This window comes from Bradyrhizobium sp. KZN70725, assembly GCF_055264925.1.
Window position 1 is genome coordinate 111462 of the sequence record NZ_JBUYWT010000002.1, and the last position, 16525, is coordinate 127986.

Consider the following 16525-nt stretch of genomic DNA (forward strand, 5'->3'; position numbering starts at 1 on the left):
TCAACAAGACCCGGATATCGCTTCGCTCATCCGGGCTACGGATTGTCGCTAGCCGTCACGATCAATAGCCCGCGGCGAGCCCCGAATTGCGCCGCGGGTCGTTCGCGCCATAGAAGCGGTTGTTGCCGACCGGCTTGCCGCCCAGCGACGGCGCGCCGATGATGATCACCGCGAGGTGGTTGGCCGGATGCGGCGGGCCGAATTTGTGGCCCATGCCCTCCAGGATCTTCCGCGTATCCGGCGACAGCGTGTAGTCCTCGAGGTTGGTCACCTCGGGAAGCCACTGCTGGTGGAAGCGCGGCATGTCCACGGCCTCCTGCGCGTTCATGCCATAGTCGATCGCGTTGATCATCGTCAGCAGCACGGCGGTGATGATGCGGCTGCCGCCCGGGGTGCCCATCACGATGACCGGCTTGCCGTCCTTGGAGACGATGGTCGGACTCATTGAGGACAGCGGACGCTTGCCGGGGACGATCGCGTTGGCCTCCCCCTGCACCAGCCCATACAGGTTCGGCACGCCGACCTTGGCGGTGAAGTCGTCCATCTCGTCATTGAGCAGCACGCCGGTCCTGGCCGCCGTCACCTTGGCACCGAACCAGTCGTTCAGCGTGTAGGTGACCGACACCGCATTGCCGTCCTTGTCGGCAATCGAATAGTGCGTGGTGTTGCTGCCCTCATGCGGCGGAACGCCGGGCTTGATGTCCCTGGACACACCGGCCTTGGCCGGGTCGATCGCGGCACGGATCTTCGCGGCGTAGGTCTTGTCGAGCAGGCGCTCGAGCGGATTTTTCACGAAGTCCGGATCGCCGAGATAGCTGTTGCGATCGACGTAGGCGTGGCGCATCGCCTCGATCTGGTAGTGCACCGCCTGCGCCGAGTGGTAGCCGAGCTCCTTCAGCGGATAGCCCTCGAGGATGTTGAGCATCTCGCAGATCACCACACCGCCCGAACTGGGCGGCGGCGCCGAGACCACGTGGTAACCGCGATAGTCACATTCGACCGGCGCCAGCTCGCGAACCCTGTAGTTGTCCAGATCCTCCTGCGTCAGCAGTCCCTTGCCGGCCTGGCTCGCGGCGACGATCGCAGCACCAACCCAGCCCTTGTAGAAGCCATCACTGCCGCGCTTGCTGATCTCGCGCAGCGTCTCGGCGAGCTCATGCTGCGTCAGCCGTTCGCCGACCTGGAACGGCTTGCCGTTGTTGAGGAAGATCGCGGCCGAGGCCGGATCGTCCTGAAAGTCCTTGGTCGAGGCCTGCAGCATGCTGACGTCGCCCTGGTCGAGCACAAAACCATCCTCCGCCAGTTGCAGCGCCGGCGCGATGACGTCAGCGCGCTTCATCGTACCGTATTTCTCGCGCGCATATTCCATGCCGGCCACCGAGCCCGGTACGCCGACGGCGAGATGCCCCTTGGTCGATAACCCGGGGATGACCTTGCCGTCCTTGTCGAGATACATGTCGGCTGTGGCGCCCTTCGGCGCGGTCTCCCGGAAATCCAGGAAGGTCTTGCGGCCGTCGGCGAACTGGATGGTCATGAACCCGCCGCCACCGAGATTGCCGGCGGCGGGATAGGCCACCGCAAGCGCGTAACCAACGGCGACCGCCGCATCGACCGCATTGCCGCCCCGTTTCAACACCTCAACGCCGACCTGGGTCGCGAGATGCTGCGCGGAGACCACCATCCCGTTCTCGGCGGCGGCCGGCGCAACCGAGGCTGCGCGACCGGGCGCAGCCGACGCGATGCTGATCGAGACGAGCGCGGCGACCATCCATCGCGCGCGTGCCGTTGGATTTTGCATAAAAGTCTCCCCGGAGAATGCCGGCCTGTCGCGGCTTGCGGTGCTATCTCAACGCGTACATCTAGCAGGCCGCACGCGCGCACACTATAGGCCCGCGCGGTCCCCGCCGCTTGCCCGCAGCCGGCTGTGCCGTCTGCCATAGGCCGCATAGATCACAAGCCCGATCACGAGCCACACCGCGAGCCTGATCCAGGTGTCGAGCGGCAGGCCGAACATCAGGAACAGCGAGGTTGCAGCGGCGGCGGGGGCCACCAGCCAGATCGCCGGCGCCTTGAACGGACGCGGCAATTCCGGATCGCGCACGCGCAGCACCAGCGTGCCGATCGAGACCACCGTGAACGCGAACAGCGTGCCGATCGAGACCAGTTCGCCGACCAGCCCGATCGGCAACAGCCCACCGAGAAGAGCGGCCACGGTGCCGGCGAAGATGGTCGAGACATAGGGGGTCTGGAAGCGCGGATGGATCTTGGCGGCAAAGCCCGGCAGCAATCCGTCATGCGCCATGGCGCGAAAGATCCGCGGTTGCGCCAGCAGCATGATGAGGATCACCGATGTCAATCCGAACAGGATGCCGAGCTTGATGAACGGACCGAGCCAGCCGATACCGATCGCATCGATGCCGACGGCGATCGGATCGGGCACGCTGAGCCGGTCATAGGGCACGATGCCGGTCAGCACGAATCCGACCGTGACATAGAGCGCGGCGCAGATCACGAGCGAGCCGAGAATGCCGATCGGCATGTCGCGCTCCGGCGTCTTCGCTTCCTGCGCCGCGGTCGAGATCGCGTCGAAGCCGATATAGGCGAAGAACACCACCGCCGCGCCGCGGACCACGCCGGACCAGCCGAACACGCCAGGACCGGCATTCGGCGGGATCAGCGCGCCCTCCGGGTTGCTCGCCGTTACCCAGTTCGCCAGGGTCACCGAGGAAGCCGCGGTAGCGAGGAACAGCGCGATCACAACGAGCTTGACCACGACGACGAAGCTGGTGAAGCGCGCGGACTCGCGAATGCCGACCACCAGCAGCGTGGTCACGAAGGCGATGATCACCATCGCCGGGATGTTGATGACCGCACCGGTCGATGACCACGCGCCGGTGTTGACGTCGTAAGCGAGCGGCGCCGAGGTGAATTGCTGCGGCAGGTTGATGCCGAAATCGCGCATCAGACTGACGAAATAGCCGGACCACCCGACCGAGACCGCGATCGCGCCGACCGCGTATTCGAGGATCAGGTCCCAGCCGATGATCCAGGCGATCAGCTCGCCGAGCGTGGCGTAGGCATAGGTGTAGGCGCTGCCGCAGATCGGCACCGTCGACGACATCTCGGCGTAGCACAGGCCGGCGAAGGCGCAGGCCACCGCACCAAGCATGAAGGAGAGCGTGACCGCGGGACCGGCATTGGCGGCGGCCGCGTGGCCCGTCAGCACGAAGATGCCGGCGCCGATGATGCCGCCGATGCCGAGCGTGACCAGTTGCAACGCCGACAGCGAGCGCCTGAAGATCGGCGTCTCCGCGTCGCCATCGGCCCGCGCCGCCTCCCGCAACAGGTCCGAGGTCGACTTTCGGTCCCAGAAACCGGCCAGAGCGTCGGTCACGCCGGGTGTCCTCCGCTGCTCGGGTCCGGCGGGACCCGACACGATCGGCGGACTATAACGCGCCTAACGTCCAGTCGTTCGCGCGCCGGGCGAATGCCGGCGCCCTTATCCACCGCCAAGCGCGGTGCAGGGCCTTATCGGCAGGGATGGCGGCGGCCGTCGCGGCCAAGGAAGGTGCTGGACGCCGGATCGAATGAACGGTAACGCGCGCAGGCGGAAGATGGCTCCACCGCAGGCATGGCGGCGTAGGCGTTCGCCGGATTGCCGCGGCGCTGCACGGCCTCCTGGGCCTCACCCCATGGCGTCAGGGCGCCGCCGTTGATCGCGCTGCGTCCTGGATTTTGCGCGTCGAAATATGCCGGCTCCGACATCTGGGCCGCGACCGGCGTGAACGTCATTCCCACGAGCAGCATGGCGGCTGCGACTGCCCATGACCTGGTCATGCGGCCTCTCCTATCGATCATAAACGTGTGCCGGATGACGGCCGAGCCGCCCCCAAACGGACATAGGGACGGCAATCCTCCGGGCACAGGGGCCACGACGTCACGATGCTGCGAGCCACCCGGCCGTGCCTGCCGCTCAGTGGTTGTGCACGTCGGGCCGCGGGTCGGAGACGAAGCCGTCGCGGTTCGGCATCTTGATGGCGGCGAGCGACTTGGCGTCGAGCACCGCATTGGCCGGCACGATGCCGTTCAGACTGAGGATGTAGGCGGACACCGCGTAGACGTCCTCATTGCTCAGCGACTGCGGCGCGTTCTGCGGCATCGCGCGGCGGATGTAGTCGAACAGCGTCGGGGCATAGGGCCAATAGCTGCCGACGGTGCGGATCGGTTTTGGGCTCGCCAGCGTGCCCTGTCCGCCGACCAGGCGATCGCCGATGCCGCCCTGCCCGCTGTCGCCATGGCACGCAGCGCATTGCTCGCTGAACACCGTGCGGCCGTGCTCGACACTGCCGCTGCCCGGCGGCAGGTTGGAGCCGTCACGGCCGATATCGATGTTCCAGCCGGCGATCTCGGCAGGCGTCGCCGCACGCCCGATGCCAAAGCGATCCTCGGCCTGCCCGGCAGTGGCGAGCATCGCGATCGCACTCACAACGAACGCCGTCTTGAGCTTACGCCTGGCCATTGCTCACCTCACCATTCGCATCGATGCGCCAGGGCCAGATCGCGTTGTTGTGGTAGAACGAGTTGAGACCGCGCACCTTGACCAATTCCGCCAGCGTCGGCTGCACGTATCCGGTCTCGTCGATGGCGCGGCTCTGGATCACGGCAGGTTTGCCGTCCCAATGCCAGGGCAAGCGAAAGCGCGTGAGCGCGCGCGTCAACACCGGCTCCTGCAATTCGGCCTGCTGCCAGCTTTTGCCCTCGTCGAGCGAGACCTCGACGCTCTTGATCTTGCCGTGACCGCTCCACGCGATGCCGGTAATCTCGTGAAAGCCCTGCGCAGTCAGCTTCTGCCCGCCGGACGGCCGTGTGATGATCGACTTGGCTTCCATGTAGAAGGTGAATTCGCGCGACGTGCCGTCAGGCATCGGGTCGGTGTATTTCGAGGTCTCCTCGCGCGAATAGGCCGGCTCGGCGACGACCTTGAGCCGGCGCAGCCACTTCACGTTCATGTTGCCCTCGAAGCCGGGCAGCAACAGGCGCAGCGGGTAGCCCTGCTGCGGGCGCAGCCGCTCGCCATTCTGGCTGTAGACCAGCATGGCGTCGTCGAGGCATTTCTCGATCGGGATCGAGCGCGTCAACGCAGCGGCGTCGGCGCCTTCGGCCACGATCCATTTGGCGCCGGTCTGCGGGCCCGCTTCGTCCAACACCGTCTTGAGCGGCACGCCGGTCCATTCCGCACAGCTCAGCAGGCCGACGAGGTCGGAGGCCGTCTTGCCGTACGGCTTGGTGTAGACCGGATTGCCGGAGCACTCGAGGAAGTGGATGCGCGACTGCGACGGAAAGCGGCGGATGTCCTCCATCGTGAACACCAGCGGGCGATCGACCATGCCATGCAGCACCAGCCGGTGCTCGGCCGGGTCGATGGTCGGCACGCCGCCATGGTGGCGTTCGTAGAACAAACCGTTCGGCGTGATGATGCCGTCGAGCTCCTGCAGCGGCGTGCGGCCCGAAGCGGAGATGTATTGCGGCAGCGTCTTCGAGATGTTCTTGACGACAGCCTTCTCGTGAACCGACGGCGTGCCATAGGGCTGGCTTCCCATCGGGTCGCCGGGCGCTTTCATCCATTCCGGCACATTGGGCGGAAGATTATTCCCCTGTTCGGCAAGCGCGGTAGAACCCGCAACTCCCGATATGGCGGAGCCACCGGCCAGTGCTGCGCCGGCCTGAAGGAATCGCCTGCGAGACGCCTCTCGCACGCGCTTGTCCGTCGTGTGTTCGCTCATCGACGTTTTCCTCTGACGTTACCAGAGCATGATCCGGAAAAGTGCGAAGCGGTTTTCCGAAAAGATCATGCCAGGACAACAATCCAAAGCGCGATGGCGATTCATCGGGCTTTGGCGCAGCCTAACACCAAAGGGCTGAGGCGAGGCAATGCTCTATCGCGCAGAGCTGCATCGACAGCGCGTCGTGGCCGCTGCTTACCGGTCCTGACCTGCGTTGCCACTCACATCCGTTCGCCGGGCAATTGACTGGCTTGCTTCACCCACGCGGTGAACTGGGCTTCGTCGAGCTCGTCGTTCTCGTGAATGTCGAGATAGCGCGTGTGCTGCTGCTTGGACTCGCCCGGCGGCACCGGATGCAGCGACGCACCGCGAAAGAAAGCCACCTTGACGTAGCGCGTGAAGACATGGATGCCGAGGAACCAGCCGTCGCCTTCCATGCCGTAGAGCGGCGAGTTCCACTTCACCGCCTTGTGCACGCCGGGGACGGCACGCACGATGAGCGCGTCAAGCTTGCGCCCGACGTCGCGCTTCCACCCGGGCATCGCGGCGATATAGGCTTGCACCGGAGCATCGCCATAGCCTTTTGCGATCTGCGGATTGCCGCCCGCGAGCAGACGCGGCTTTGCCGAGCCACGCTTCGCGGCGCTCTTTTTCGCCCCCTTCGCCGACGTCTTTCGCGTCTTGCCAGCCATTGTGCCCGCTCTCACCGGTTCAAATTTCGCGCGGCGCAGCGTCCGCCGCCGCGAACCGGATCATATCGGTTGCGCGTCGGCGCTGTCGTCAGCGACCGCGGGTGTTCGCGGCGGCGTATCGACGCGCTCGGGCGGCCTTCGTGCGGCGGTCTCGCATCTAGTCGATCACGGGCGGGGTGCCGTGGGTGTGAAACGACTCGATCGTCTTCAACCCCCACGCCTGTCCCTTCCTGCGCTCTTCCTCGGTCCACACGATCGGCTTCCAGTCCGGCGCAAGGATCAGGCGTGCGCCGGCGTTGGCGACCTCGACGCGGTTGCCGCCGGGTTCATAGACATAGAGGAAGAAGGTCTGCTGGATCGCGTGCTTGTGCGGCCCGGTCTCGATATGCACCCCGTGCTCGAGAAAAATATCCGCAGCACGCAGGATCTCCTCGCGGCTGTCGAGCGCGTAGGTAACATGGTGAAACCGGCCGCGCTTGCCGTAATGGTCGCGCGTATAGGCGAAGTCGTAGCTCTTGTTCGACATCGTCATCCACATCGCGGCTTCCGTGCCGTCGTTGAGTACGATCTGCTCGGTGGTGCGGCAGCCGAGGTAGTCTTCGAAGAACAGACGGTTGGCCTTGATGTCGACCGCGAGGCAATTGAGATGGTCGAGCCGGCGGACATTGACGCCGCGCGCCGGAAAGCGCTGCGCCTGGTTTTTCAGCGCGGGCTTCAGCTCGGCCGGCGCCTCGTACCACTCGGTCTCGTAATAGAGCTCGATGACATGGCCGTCGGGATCGCGGCAGCGGAATGCCGGCCCCTGCCCCATGTCACCGTCGATCCAGCCGATATCGAAGCCCGAGCCCTTCAGCGCGGCAGCGCGGCGTTCGAGCGCCTGCGGGCTGCGCGCCCGCAGCGCCATGTGCTCCATCCCCGAAGTCTTCGACGCCGTCAGCTTCAGCGAATAGCGCTCGTAATCGTCCCAGCCGCGCAGATAGACCGACTTGCCCTTGCGGCCGCTGACGGTCATGCCCATGACGTCGACAAAGAATTTCAGGCTCTCGTCCGGCTTCGGCGTCAAAAGCTCCATGTGCCCGAGATGCGCGAGATCGAAGATCGGTTCCGGCTGCATGGACGGTCTCCCTCCGCGACGACGCCGGATCGACGACTTGCGGTTGGACAGTGAGCGGCGCGCCGATTTGTACTAGTGTACAAATGATTAGGTCCCGTCAACAAATTACTGGCGACGGCAATTGCGCTCGCAGGGCATTCCATGGCCGGAATCACCTCGTGAAAGCGGTCAAGGCAGGCGTCAGGCGACCGAGACAGCCTTCTCGTGATCCGACGACAGGAGCTTGCGGATTTCAGCCGATGACACCGGCCGGCTGAACAGATAGCCCTGCATCTCGGTGCAGCCGAGGATGCGCAGCAGGTTGCGCTGCTGCTCGGTCTCGACGCCCTCCGCGGTCGTGGTCATGTCGCTGGCAGCGGCGATGTTGACGACGGCCTGGACGATCGTGGACGACGCGCCGGTCCCGGCGAGATCCTTGATGAAGGCGCGATCGATCTTGATCTTGTCGAAGGGGAAGCGCTGCAGATAGCTCAGCGAGGAATAGCCGGTGCCGAAATCGTCGAGCGCGATACGGACGCCGAGTTCGCGCAGCTGATGCAGGATATCGAGCGCAGCCTCGTCGTCGCGGATCAGCACCGCCTCGGTGATCTCGAGCTCGAGCCGCGAAGGTGCCAGACCTGTCGCGGCGAGCGCGGCGGCGACGTTGAGTGCCAGCGTCTGGCTCTTGAACTGGATCGGAGACACGTTGACCGCAACATGAACATGCTCCGGCCAGTTCATCGCCTCGCGGCACGCGGTGTTGAGCACCCAGTGACCGAGATCGTTGATCAGGCCGGTGTCCTCGGCGATCGGGATGAAATCCGCCGGCGAGATGGTGCCGCGTTCGGGATGACGCCAGCGCACCAGCGCCTCGCAGCAACTGACCTGCCCCTCCTCGAGATGGAGCAGCGGCTGATAGTGCAGCTCGAAGCTGCCGTCGGCGATCGCCTGGCGCAGCTCGAGCTCGAGGCTGCGCCGCGCCTTGGCGCGTGCATCCATGCCGGTCTCGAAGAACCGGTAGGTGCGGCGGCCGTCGCTCTTGGCCCCGTAGAGCGCGAGGTCGGCATTGCGCAGCAATTGATCGATGTCGAGGCCGTCGGCGGGCGCAACGGCGATGCCGATGCTGGCATCGGTGGTGATCAGATGCCCGCTGCAGTCGATCGGCCGGCGGATCGACTGATAGATCGCAGCGAGGAGCTGCATGGTCTCGGTCTGATCGCGGACGGTGGTCTGGATCACGGCAAACTCGTCGCCGCCGAGCCGCGCCGCGACGTTGGTGTCCCCAACGCAGCCGCGCAGGCGGTCGGCGATCGCCCTGAGCAATTCGTCGCCGATCTGATGGCCGAGCGCGTCGTTGACGGCCTTGAACTCGTCGATGTCGATATACATGACCGCGAGCTGCTGATCCGGCCGGATCGCCTTCAGCGCCCGCTCCAGGCGTTCGCGGAACAGCACGCGGTTCGGCAGGTCGGTCAGCGCATCATAATGCGCCATGTGGGCGATCTTGTTCTCGGTGCGCGCACGCTCGGTGACATCCTGGATGGTCGCCACCCAGCCGCCTTCCGGCAGCGGCTTGTTGACGATCTCGATCGCGCGCCCGCCCGGCGCCTGCGTCAGCTGACGCGTGGCGCGGCCAAGCTTCACGTTGCCGATGATGGCGTCGCAGAAGTCGTCGACATCGCCGTCGAACGAGCCCGTCTCCTGTCTATGCGCAATCAGCCGGTGCATCGTGCAGCCGGGCTTGGCGACGTCGGGCGAAAGCCCGAACATCTCGATGTAGGGGCGGTTGCAGATGATGATGCGCGCCGATGCATCGTAGAGCACGAGGCCCTGCGGAATGTTGTTCACGGCGGTCATGAGATTGCGGCGTTCGCTGGCGAGCCGCTCGTCGGAGATTTCGTGCCGCTTGAGCAACAGGAAGACGATCACGGCCATGATCGCGAATGCCGCCATCAGCAGGCCTTCGCGCTCACTCCATTGCGCGGTCGCGCTTCCGAGCAGGCTGCCGACCAACAGGCCGGCACAGAACGCCAGCCCCTTGGTCGAGCCAGCATCGGCATTTCCTGACGATGAATTGCGGTGTTCGATGCGCACGCTGATCTCTCCCAGGGCGCGGCATCGTTACGCAGCACAAATGGAAAGGTCGTTACAACTCGCAGTTAGCAATCGGTTACGCGATACCGGGCGACAGGGTATGACAAATCGCGCCCAATGCCCCGTAAACCAACGGAGCTGCCGATGCACTCCTCAGAGATGGTGAATCCCGCCTTAACGGAAAAACCGGGAAACAAACGCGGCTGTGCCGGAAAGCGACGATTCCGCCGCCGATGCGCGCGACAGCGCGTAATCTCCCGGTACGATAGAAACAAATCGTCACCGGGAAGGTGTAGATTTAGCCGATGCGGAACCCCGGCGATTTAACGGTTTTTCCAATCCCGGGCGGGCATATTGGTCCGGACATTTAGATTTTGAGAACGAGCCAGGCTGGAACTGTGACACCCTTCGGACGTGTGATCTCTGTGCGCGGCTCGCAGGCCCGGGTTGGGCTGCTGGCGGGCGGCCAGATGCAACTTTCGGAAATGCGAGCGACCGTCGGCCGGTTCGTCAGTATCCGCTGCGCGAGTTCGGTCATTGTCGCTATGATCACCGAAGTGACGTGCGAGAACCTGCCGGCGTCCGACGAATACATGGCGACCGCCTCGGTCGACCTGCTGGGCGAGATCCTGGGCGGCGACCGCCCGAAATTCCAGCGCGGTGTCACCCACTATCCGACCATCGGCGACAGCACCGATCTGATCACGAACCAGGAGCTGCGCACGGTCTATGCGCCGAGCGGCTCGGACCAGATCAATGTCGGCACGCTGCAGCAGGATCGTTCTGTCATCGCCTATGTCGACGTCGAGGAGATGCTGTCCAAGCACTTCGCGGTGCTCGGCTCGACCGGCGTCGGCAAGTCGACCGGCGTGTCGCTGCTGCTCAACGAGATCCTGAAGTCGCGGCCGAACCTGCGCATCTTCCTGCTCGACGTGCACAACGAATATGGCCGCTGCTTCGGCGAGCGCGCCCAGGTGCTCAACCCGCGGAACCTGAAGCTGCCGTTCTGGCTGTTCAACTTCGAAGAGATCGTCGACGTGCTGTTCGGCGGCCGGCCCGGCGTGCCCGAGGAGCTCGACATTCTCGCCGAAGTGATCCCGATGGCGAAGGGCATCTACACCCAGTACCAGAACTCCGACCGGGTCGGTCTCGGGCTGAAGCGCATCGACCCCAAGCAGGTCGGCTACACCGTCGATACGCCGGTGCCCTATCGCCTCGTCGACCTGATCTCGCTGATCGACGAGCGCATGGGCAAGCTGGAGAACCGCTCTTCGCGCATCATCTATCACAAGCTGATCTCGCGCATCGACGCGGTGCGCAACGATCCGCGCTACGCCTTCATGTTCGATAATGCCAATGTCGGCGGCGATACAATGGCCGAGGTGATCAGCCATCTGTTCCGCCTGCCCGCCAACGGCAAGCCGATGACGATCATGCAGCTCGCCGGCTTCCCCGCCGAAGTCGTCGATTCCGTGGTGTCGGTGCTGTGCCGCATGGCGTTCGATTTCGGGCTGTGGAGCGACGGCGTCTCGCCGATGCTGTTCGTCTGCGAGGAAGCGCACCGCTACGCCTCGGCCGACCGCAATATCGGCTTCGGGCCGACCCGCAAGGCGGTGTCGCGCATCGCCAAGGAAGGCCGCAAATACGGCGTCTATCTCGGCCTGATCACCCAGCGTCCGGCCGAGCTCGACGCGACCATCATCTCTCAGTGCAACACGCTGTTCACAATGCGCCTCGCCAACGACCGCGACCAGGCGCTGCTACGCTCCGCGGTCTCGGATGCCGCCGCCAACCTGCTGTCCTTCGTGCCCTCGCTCGGCACCCGCGAGGTGCTGGCGTTCGGCGAAGGCGTGGCGCTGCCGACCCGGCTGCGCTTCAAGGAGGTGCCGCCGCACCAGCTGCCGCGCGGCGAGGCCACCATCGCCACGGTACCGTCGGTCACCGCCGGCCATGACATGCATTTCGTCAGCGCCGTGCTGGAGCGCTGGCGCGGCGCCACCTCGCATCGCGATAGCCCGAGCGGCGACGCCAACTTCAACTCTCCGGCGCCGGCGCGCACCATGGCGCCAGCCGAGGCGCCGATGCTGCAGCCCTCGCTCGGCCTCGATCCGGACCGCTTCTCGCTGCTGAAGAAGCCGCTGCGTTAGCCGAATTCCGCCAAGGCGCCGATGCGCCTTGCGCCCAAGGCGTCATCCACTATGGTCTCGCGTGACGCCGCATCCAGGCGGCACGCCGGAACCATCTCATGACGCAGCCGACCGCAAAACGCTTCCCGACGCCCGCTCTCGACAAGCTCCCCGAGGACATCCGCGCCCGCATCCTGGCGGTGCAGGAGAAATCCGGCTTCGTGCCGAACGTCTTCCTCACCTTGGCCTATCGCCCCGACGAGTTTCGCGCCTTCTTCGCCTATCACGACGCGCTGATGGAAAAGGACTCCGGCCTCTCGAAGGCCGAGCGCGAGATGATCGTGGTGGCGACCAGCGCCGCCAACCAGTGCCAGTATTGCGTGATCGCCCACGGCGCGATCCTGCGCATCCGCGCCAAGAATCCGGAGATCGCCGACCAGATCGCGGTCAACTACCGCAAGGCCGACATCACGCCGCGGCAGCGCGCGATGCTCGACTTCGCCATGAAGGTGAGCCGCGCCGCTGAGGAAGTCTCGGAGGCGGACTTCGCCACGCTTGCGGCCCACGGCTTCAGCGACGACGACGTCTGGGACATCGCCGCGGTTGCGGCATTCTTCGCGCTGTCGAACCGGCTCGCCAACGTCACCGGCATGCGGCCGAACAGCGAGTTCTACATGCTCGGCCGGCAGCCGAAATAGAGGACGCCTTGGCGGACTGGAGCGAGATCGTCCTGCGTCTCGGCGCGGCTACCCTTACCGGTTGCGCGATCGGGCTCGACCGTGACCTGCGCGGCAAGCCGATCGGCCTGAAGACGCTGGGTCTCGTCAGCCTTTCGACGGCCATGGTCGTGCTGTTGGCATTGCAGGCCGTCGAGCCCGGCAAATTCACCGACGCGGTGAGCCGCGTGATCCAGGGCGTGCTGACCGGCATCGGATTCCTCGGCGCCGGCGTGATCGTGCGGCAGGGCGACCGCTTCCAGGTCCGCGGCCTGACCAGCGCCGCATGCGCTTTCTTCGCCGCTTGCGTCGGCATCGTCTGCGGCGCCGGACATTGGCCGATCGTCGTCACCGCCGTCGCGCTGGCGTTCCTGCTGTTGACCTTCGGCAAGCGGACCGAGCGGTGGCTGCACCACTTGCTCGGCGGCAGGGAGGATCAACACGGGCCGGCGGTCGCGGCAGATCAGTCGTCAGATGCCGGCCCGCACCAGCCGGGCAAATAGACCGCGTCCTTGCTGCGGCCGAGCGCCAGTCCCTTCTCCAGCGCCTTGGCGAAATTGTTCTCCACCGTCTTGCGCGGGATGTGGCGGCGCAGGAAATCGGCCCACAGGAATTCGCTGAACGGCGTCGTGTCCTTGGCAAAGCCGCCCGCCCGGCGCATCTCGCCGGCGAGGCTGCGGAACGGATCGTCCCTGAGGTCCTTGATCGATTTCGGAATGTCTTTGAAGTGGCGGCGCTCGCCCTTGGAATCGTAGGGATAGACCCAGCGCTTGTTGTCCATCACGCCCCAGAACACGTCACGCTCGACCATCGTGAGATCGCCGATCACCGTGACCAGGATGTCCTTGACGCCCTCGTCGTGCAGCGCCCGCGCCATGTGATGGTGATCGACCACGTAGTAGCGATCGTCGGGACCATGGACTACCGGGATCATGTGCTTGCCCAGCAGTTCGGCGCGCTTCTTGTCCGACTTGTGCTCGCGCCAGCGCTTCCGCTTCTCCGTCACCTCCTGCATGCCGACCGTCATCTGGGTCGGCCGCAGCGACAGGATCGGGACCGGTTTGACGTAAGGCTCGCGCGTGTGGGCCATGATTTATGCTCCCTTTTGACCGGCATTCCGGAACGGGTTCCACTATGTCATGAGCCCGCAGGCGGGTGAAAGAGTCCGGTGTGCCGGAATGGCTTCACGAAGCGGTGGGGGCCGATGGCCGGATGGTCCGCTCTCGGCTGTCGATGCTCCCGGGCTGTCAATGCCCGGGCTGCCAATGCCCGGGCGCGCAGCCTCAACCTCCGTGACGGCGTTGCAGCGCAAACTGTGCATGCGCGAAGGTCGAACGAGCGTGTCGACATCGGCTTGGTCATCGCAATGCCGAGCATCCCGCGCTCCGCAGCAGCCGCCTCGACGGCAAGCCAGTTCCTGGAGGTGATCGACGCATGAATACCACCTCTGCGCGCACCAAGATTTTAGGTGTGAAGTGCAGCGAACATGCTAAACATAACCGGCGACGCGACCGGACTGACAAACAGTGAAGACGCAGCGGCCAATCTCCTCGGATGCCGAGCACGTGGTGCTCAAATTCCGGCCGCGTACCTCGGCGCAGCCGCCCGGCAAGCGCGAGGAGCCGCACCGAACGACGCGCCCGGCTTCCGTTGCCAACGATCTCTCTCGCTATGAGAAGCCGCGCGAGGAGCCCGACGATTTCCGCCAGCGCATGCTCGCCAACATCGCCGCCTTCGCCTTCACGGTGGCGCTCACCGCGATCGGCATCTGGCTTGCCATGAGCATCGCCGATTTGCGCAAGACCCAGGATTGCGTGCTGATGGGCCGCCGGGATTGCGCGAAGATTACGGTGATGCCGCGCAGCTAGGCTGGCCGGAACCCTGCCCAAAAACCGTCCTTGCGATGCCGGCCAAGCTCCATTGAACTAACGGCCCTGCTCCGATATACGGGCACACGACTCCGGCACCAGCAATCGGGCATTCCGGGGCAACGCGCCCGCCTCCTCTGAGCCGACCCGGAATTACCTTCAATATATCAAAGGCTTAATGATGTCCTCCACATTCGAGCAGATCGCCAACATTATCGCGGAGACCTGCGACATCCCGCGCGACACGATCAAGCCGGAGAGCCACGCGATCGACGATCTGGGGATCGACAGCCTCGACTTCCTCGACATCGCCTTTGCCATCGACAAGGCCTTCGGGATCAAGATGCCGCTCGAAAAGTGGACCCAGGAGGTCAACGACGGCAAGGCCACGACGGAGCAGTATTTCGTGTTGAAGAATCTCGCCGACCGCATCGACGAGCTGGTTGCAGCCAAGAACGCGGGCACGGGCACGGGCTCGTAATCGCCCATCATGCAGCTCGAGATCTTTCAGCTGATTGATCGGATCGTCGACCTCAACCTCGACGCAAGGACCATTGTCGTCGAGGCGGATGTTCCGCCCGACAGCCATTCGGTGTTCGCGGGGCACTTCCCGGGCTACCCGATCATGCCCGGCGTGCTGCTGACCGAAGCAATGGCCCAGAGCTCGGGCTGGCTGATCCTTGGTCTGACCAAGTTCGAGCGCATGCCCTTCCTCGCCATGGTCAAGGAAGCCAAGATGCGCGGCTTCGTCAGCCCCGGCTCGGTCCTGACCATCGAGGCCAAGATCGAGCACGAAGGTTCAGGCTTCGCCGTGACCTCGGCGAAGGTTCGCGTCGGCAAGGAGCTCAAGTGCAATGCCGAGCTGACCTTCCGTCACATCCCCTTCCCCAGCCCGGACTTGCGCGTGCACATGGATGCGATGGCCGCCAAGATCGGGTTTCCGCAGCAGGCACTGAGTAATGGCTGAGAAGGAAGTCTGGATCACCGGCGTAGGCCTGCTCTCCTCGCTTGGCGAGGGACTGGATGCGCATTGGGAGGCGCTCGGCGCCCGGCGCGTCAATGCCGACGAGAAGCGTCTCGCGCCATACGTCATCCATCCGATCGCTCCCGTCAGCTTCGACGCCCAGATCCCGAAGAAGGGCGATCAGCGTCAGATGGAAACCTGGCAGCGGATCGGCACCTATGCCGCCGGGCTGGCGCTCGATTCCGCCGGCGTCAAAGGCAATCAGGAAATCCTGTCGCGGATGGACATGATCATCGCAGCCGGTGGCGGCGAGCGTGACCTCACTGTCGACCTCGCGATCATGAACGCCGACGCACAGGGCAAGTTGCCGCCAGCCCTCCTCAACGAGAAGCTGATGAACGAGCTGCGCCCGACGCTGTTCCTGGCGCAGCTCTCCAACCTGCTCGCCGGCAACATCGCGATCGTTCACGGCGTGTGCGGGACCTCGCGCACCTTCATGGGCGAGGAAGCCTCAAGCATCGACGCGGCACGGATCGCGGTCGCGCGCATTGGAGCCGGCCAGAGTGACATCGCCTTGGTCGGCGCCGCTCATAACGGCGATCGCGGCGACCTCTTGATGCTCTATGCATTCGGCGATCTCGCCCTCAAGGACCAGCATAGCTCGGTCTGGGCCCGCAGGAACAACCCGGGCTTTGCCATCGGCTCCGCCGGCGCCTTCCTCGTGATGGAATCGCGCGAACATGCCGAGGCCCGCGGCGCAAAGCCGTACGCCAAGCTGACCAAGGTTGTCGCCGACCTTGCCCGACGCAAGGAGCCGGGCGCCGTGACGAAATCGCTGCAGGCGTTGTGGCCGCAGCTCGGTGTCAGCGGCGACAACGGTATCCTGATCACGGGCGCGACCGGCGCCGAGCCTGCGACCGCCGAAGAGCGCGCATTCCTCAGCCAGCATGCCGACTTTGCCGTCCGCGCCACCGGAACGACCTTCGGCCACACTATGGAGGCGCAATTCCCGCTTGGGCTCGCGCTGGCCGCGTTGTCGATCTCGCGCGGCGCGCTCTATCCGGCCAACGACCCGACCGGGCTGGAGGTTGAAAAGACCGAAGCGCCAACCCAGATTGTGGTGTTGGGGGTCGGCCACTGGCAGGGCGAAGGCATGGCACTGGTCGAGGCCGTCAGTTAGAGCATGATC

The 16525-nt window shown here is 65.0% G+C and carries 16 protein-coding genes; 7 read left to right on the forward strand and 9 right to left on the reverse strand.

Annotated features, from left to right (window positions below; genetic code table 11):
• Positions 1–61: 61 nt before the first annotated feature.
• The 8 genes from ggt to ACZBJS_RS02440 form a co-directional block, all read right to left on the reverse strand.
• Positions 62–1798: a gamma-glutamyltransferase gene (gene ggt / locus ACZBJS_RS02405; RefSeq protein ID WP_316394925.1), complete on the reverse strand. Its 1737-nt coding sequence runs from the start codon at positions 1796–1798 to the stop codon at positions 62–64.
• 84 nt (positions 1799–1882) lie between these two features.
• The gene (locus ACZBJS_RS02410) at positions 1883–3382 is read right to left on the reverse strand and encodes an amino acid permease (RefSeq protein WP_410469694.1); all 1500 of its coding nucleotides are present in this window, start codon (positions 3380–3382) and stop codon (positions 1883–1885) included.
• A gap of 146 nt (positions 3383–3528) precedes the next feature.
• Entirely contained in the window at positions 3529–3837 is a 309-nt protein-coding gene (locus ACZBJS_RS02415; RefSeq protein ID WP_316394922.1) for a BA14K family protein, read from the reverse strand.
• Positions 3838–3973: 136 nt separating this feature from the next.
• Positions 3974–4471: a c-type cytochrome gene (locus ACZBJS_RS02420; RefSeq protein WP_057020025.1), complete on the reverse strand. Its 498-nt coding sequence runs from the start codon at positions 4469–4471 to the stop codon at positions 3974–3976.
• A gap of 34 nt (positions 4472–4505) precedes the next feature.
• Positions 4506–5783: a sulfite dehydrogenase gene (soxC, locus tag ACZBJS_RS02425; RefSeq protein WP_141340571.1), complete on the reverse strand. Its 1278-nt coding sequence runs from the start codon at positions 5781–5783 to the stop codon at positions 4506–4508.
• A gap of 221 nt (positions 5784–6004) precedes the next feature.
• Positions 6005–6475 (reverse strand): DUF1801 domain-containing protein, encoded by a 471-nt coding sequence (locus ACZBJS_RS02430; protein ID WP_141340570.1) that lies wholly within the window; start codon positions 6473–6475, stop codon positions 6005–6007.
• Between the two features lie 157 nt (positions 6476–6632).
• Positions 6633–7589: a catechol 2,3-dioxygenase gene (locus ACZBJS_RS02435; RefSeq protein WP_463438303.1), complete on the reverse strand. Its 957-nt coding sequence runs from the start codon at positions 7587–7589 to the stop codon at positions 6633–6635.
• Positions 7590–7769: 180 nt separating this feature from the next.
• Positions 7770–9662: a putative bifunctional diguanylate cyclase/phosphodiesterase gene (locus ACZBJS_RS02440; RefSeq protein WP_316394918.1), complete on the reverse strand. Its 1893-nt coding sequence runs from the start codon at positions 9660–9662 to the stop codon at positions 7770–7772.
• A gap of 398 nt (positions 9663–10060) precedes the next feature.
• On the opposite strand from ACZBJS_RS02440, the gene ACZBJS_RS02445 reads away from it, so the two are divergent.
• The 3 genes from ACZBJS_RS02445 to ACZBJS_RS02455 all read left to right on the forward strand — a co-directional run bounded on the left by ACZBJS_RS02445 (position 10061) and on the right by ACZBJS_RS02455 (position 13007).
• Entirely contained in the window at positions 10061–11809 is a 1749-nt protein-coding gene (locus ACZBJS_RS02445; protein ID WP_137479616.1) for an ATP-binding protein, read from the forward strand.
• A 98-nt stretch (positions 11810–11907) separates the two neighbouring features.
• Positions 11908–12486, forward strand: a complete 579-nt coding sequence (locus ACZBJS_RS02450; protein ID WP_076826497.1) for a peroxidase-related enzyme — start codon at positions 11908–11910, stop codon at positions 12484–12486.
• Positions 12487–12494: 8 nt separating this feature from the next.
• Entirely contained in the window at positions 12495–13007 is a 513-nt protein-coding gene (locus ACZBJS_RS02455) for an MgtC/SapB family protein (protein ID WP_316394916.1), read from the forward strand.
• Here ACZBJS_RS02455 and ACZBJS_RS02460 read toward each other — a convergent pair.
• Positions 12968–13594 carry a ParB-like protein gene (locus ACZBJS_RS02460; RefSeq protein WP_057019711.1) on the reverse strand — a complete coding sequence of 209 codons (627 nt, stop codon included), beginning with the start codon at positions 13592–13594 and terminating at the stop codon, positions 12968–12970. The two genes, ACZBJS_RS02455 and ACZBJS_RS02460, sit on opposite strands and share 40 nt — an antisense overlap.
• Before the next feature lie 436 nt (positions 13595–14030).
• Between ACZBJS_RS02460 and ACZBJS_RS02465 the strand changes: the two genes are divergently transcribed.
• The 4 genes from ACZBJS_RS02465 to ACZBJS_RS02480 all read left to right on the forward strand — a co-directional run bounded on the left by ACZBJS_RS02465 (position 14031) and on the right by ACZBJS_RS02480 (position 16516).
• Positions 14031–14372, forward strand: a complete 342-nt coding sequence (locus tag ACZBJS_RS02465) for a hypothetical protein (RefSeq protein WP_057019710.1) — start codon at positions 14031–14033, stop codon at positions 14370–14372.
• Positions 14373–14553: 181 nt separating this feature from the next.
• On the forward strand, positions 14554–14853 hold the full coding sequence (locus ACZBJS_RS02470) for an acyl carrier protein (RefSeq protein ID WP_024582229.1): 300 nt from the start codon (positions 14554–14556) through the stop codon (positions 14851–14853).
• Between the two features lie 9 nt (positions 14854–14862).
• Positions 14863–15339 (forward strand): 3-hydroxyacyl-ACP dehydratase FabZ family protein, encoded by a 477-nt coding sequence (locus tag ACZBJS_RS02475; protein ID WP_141340566.1) that lies wholly within the window; start codon positions 14863–14865, stop codon positions 15337–15339.
• Complete coding sequence (locus ACZBJS_RS02480) at positions 15332–16516, forward strand: beta-ketoacyl-ACP synthase (RefSeq protein ID WP_141340565.1); 1185 nt, start codon at positions 15332–15334, stop codon at positions 16514–16516. The genes ACZBJS_RS02475 and ACZBJS_RS02480 overlap by 8 nt, the downstream gene beginning before the upstream one ends.
• Positions 16517–16525: the final 9 nt, after the last annotated feature.

Bases quoted from the DNA above. Each gene is read 5' to 3' on its own strand.
- ggt (WP_316394925.1), bottom strand. From the start codon at position 1,798: ATGCAAAATCCAACGGCACGCGCGCGATGGATGGTCGCCGCGCTCGTC.
- ACZBJS_RS02415 (WP_316394922.1), bottom strand. From the start codon at position 3,837: ATGACCAGGTCATGGGCAGTCGCAGCCGCCATGCTGCTCGTGGGAATG.
- ACZBJS_RS02420 (WP_057020025.1), bottom strand. From the start codon at position 4,471: ATGCTCGCCACTGCCGGGCAGGCCGAGGATCGCTTTGGCATCGGGCGT.
- soxC (WP_141340571.1), bottom strand. From the start codon at position 5,783: ATGAGCGAACACACGACGGACAAGCGCGTGCGAGAGGCGTCTCGCAGG.
- ACZBJS_RS02430 (WP_141340570.1), bottom strand. From the start codon at position 6,475: ATGGCTGGCAAGACGCGAAAGACGTCGGCGAAGGGGGCGAAAAAGAGC.
- ACZBJS_RS02435 (WP_463438303.1), bottom strand. From the start codon at position 7,589: ATGCAGCCGGAACCGATCTTCGATCTCGCGCATCTCGGGCACATGGAG.
- ACZBJS_RS02450 (WP_076826497.1), top strand. From the start codon at position 11,908: ATGACGCAGCCGACCGCAAAACGCTTCCCGACGCCCGCTCTCGACAAG.
- ACZBJS_RS02460 (WP_057019711.1), bottom strand. From the start codon at position 13,594: ATGGCCCACACGCGCGAGCCTTACGTCAAACCGGTCCCGATCCTGTCG.
- ACZBJS_RS02470 (WP_024582229.1), top strand. From the start codon at position 14,554: ATGTCCTCCACATTCGAGCAGATCGCCAACATTATCGCGGAGACCTGC.
- ACZBJS_RS02475 (WP_141340566.1), top strand. From the start codon at position 14,863: ATGCAGCTCGAGATCTTTCAGCTGATTGATCGGATCGTCGACCTCAAC.
- ACZBJS_RS02480 (WP_141340565.1), top strand. From the start codon at position 15,332: ATGGCTGAGAAGGAAGTCTGGATCACCGGCGTAGGCCTGCTCTCCTCG.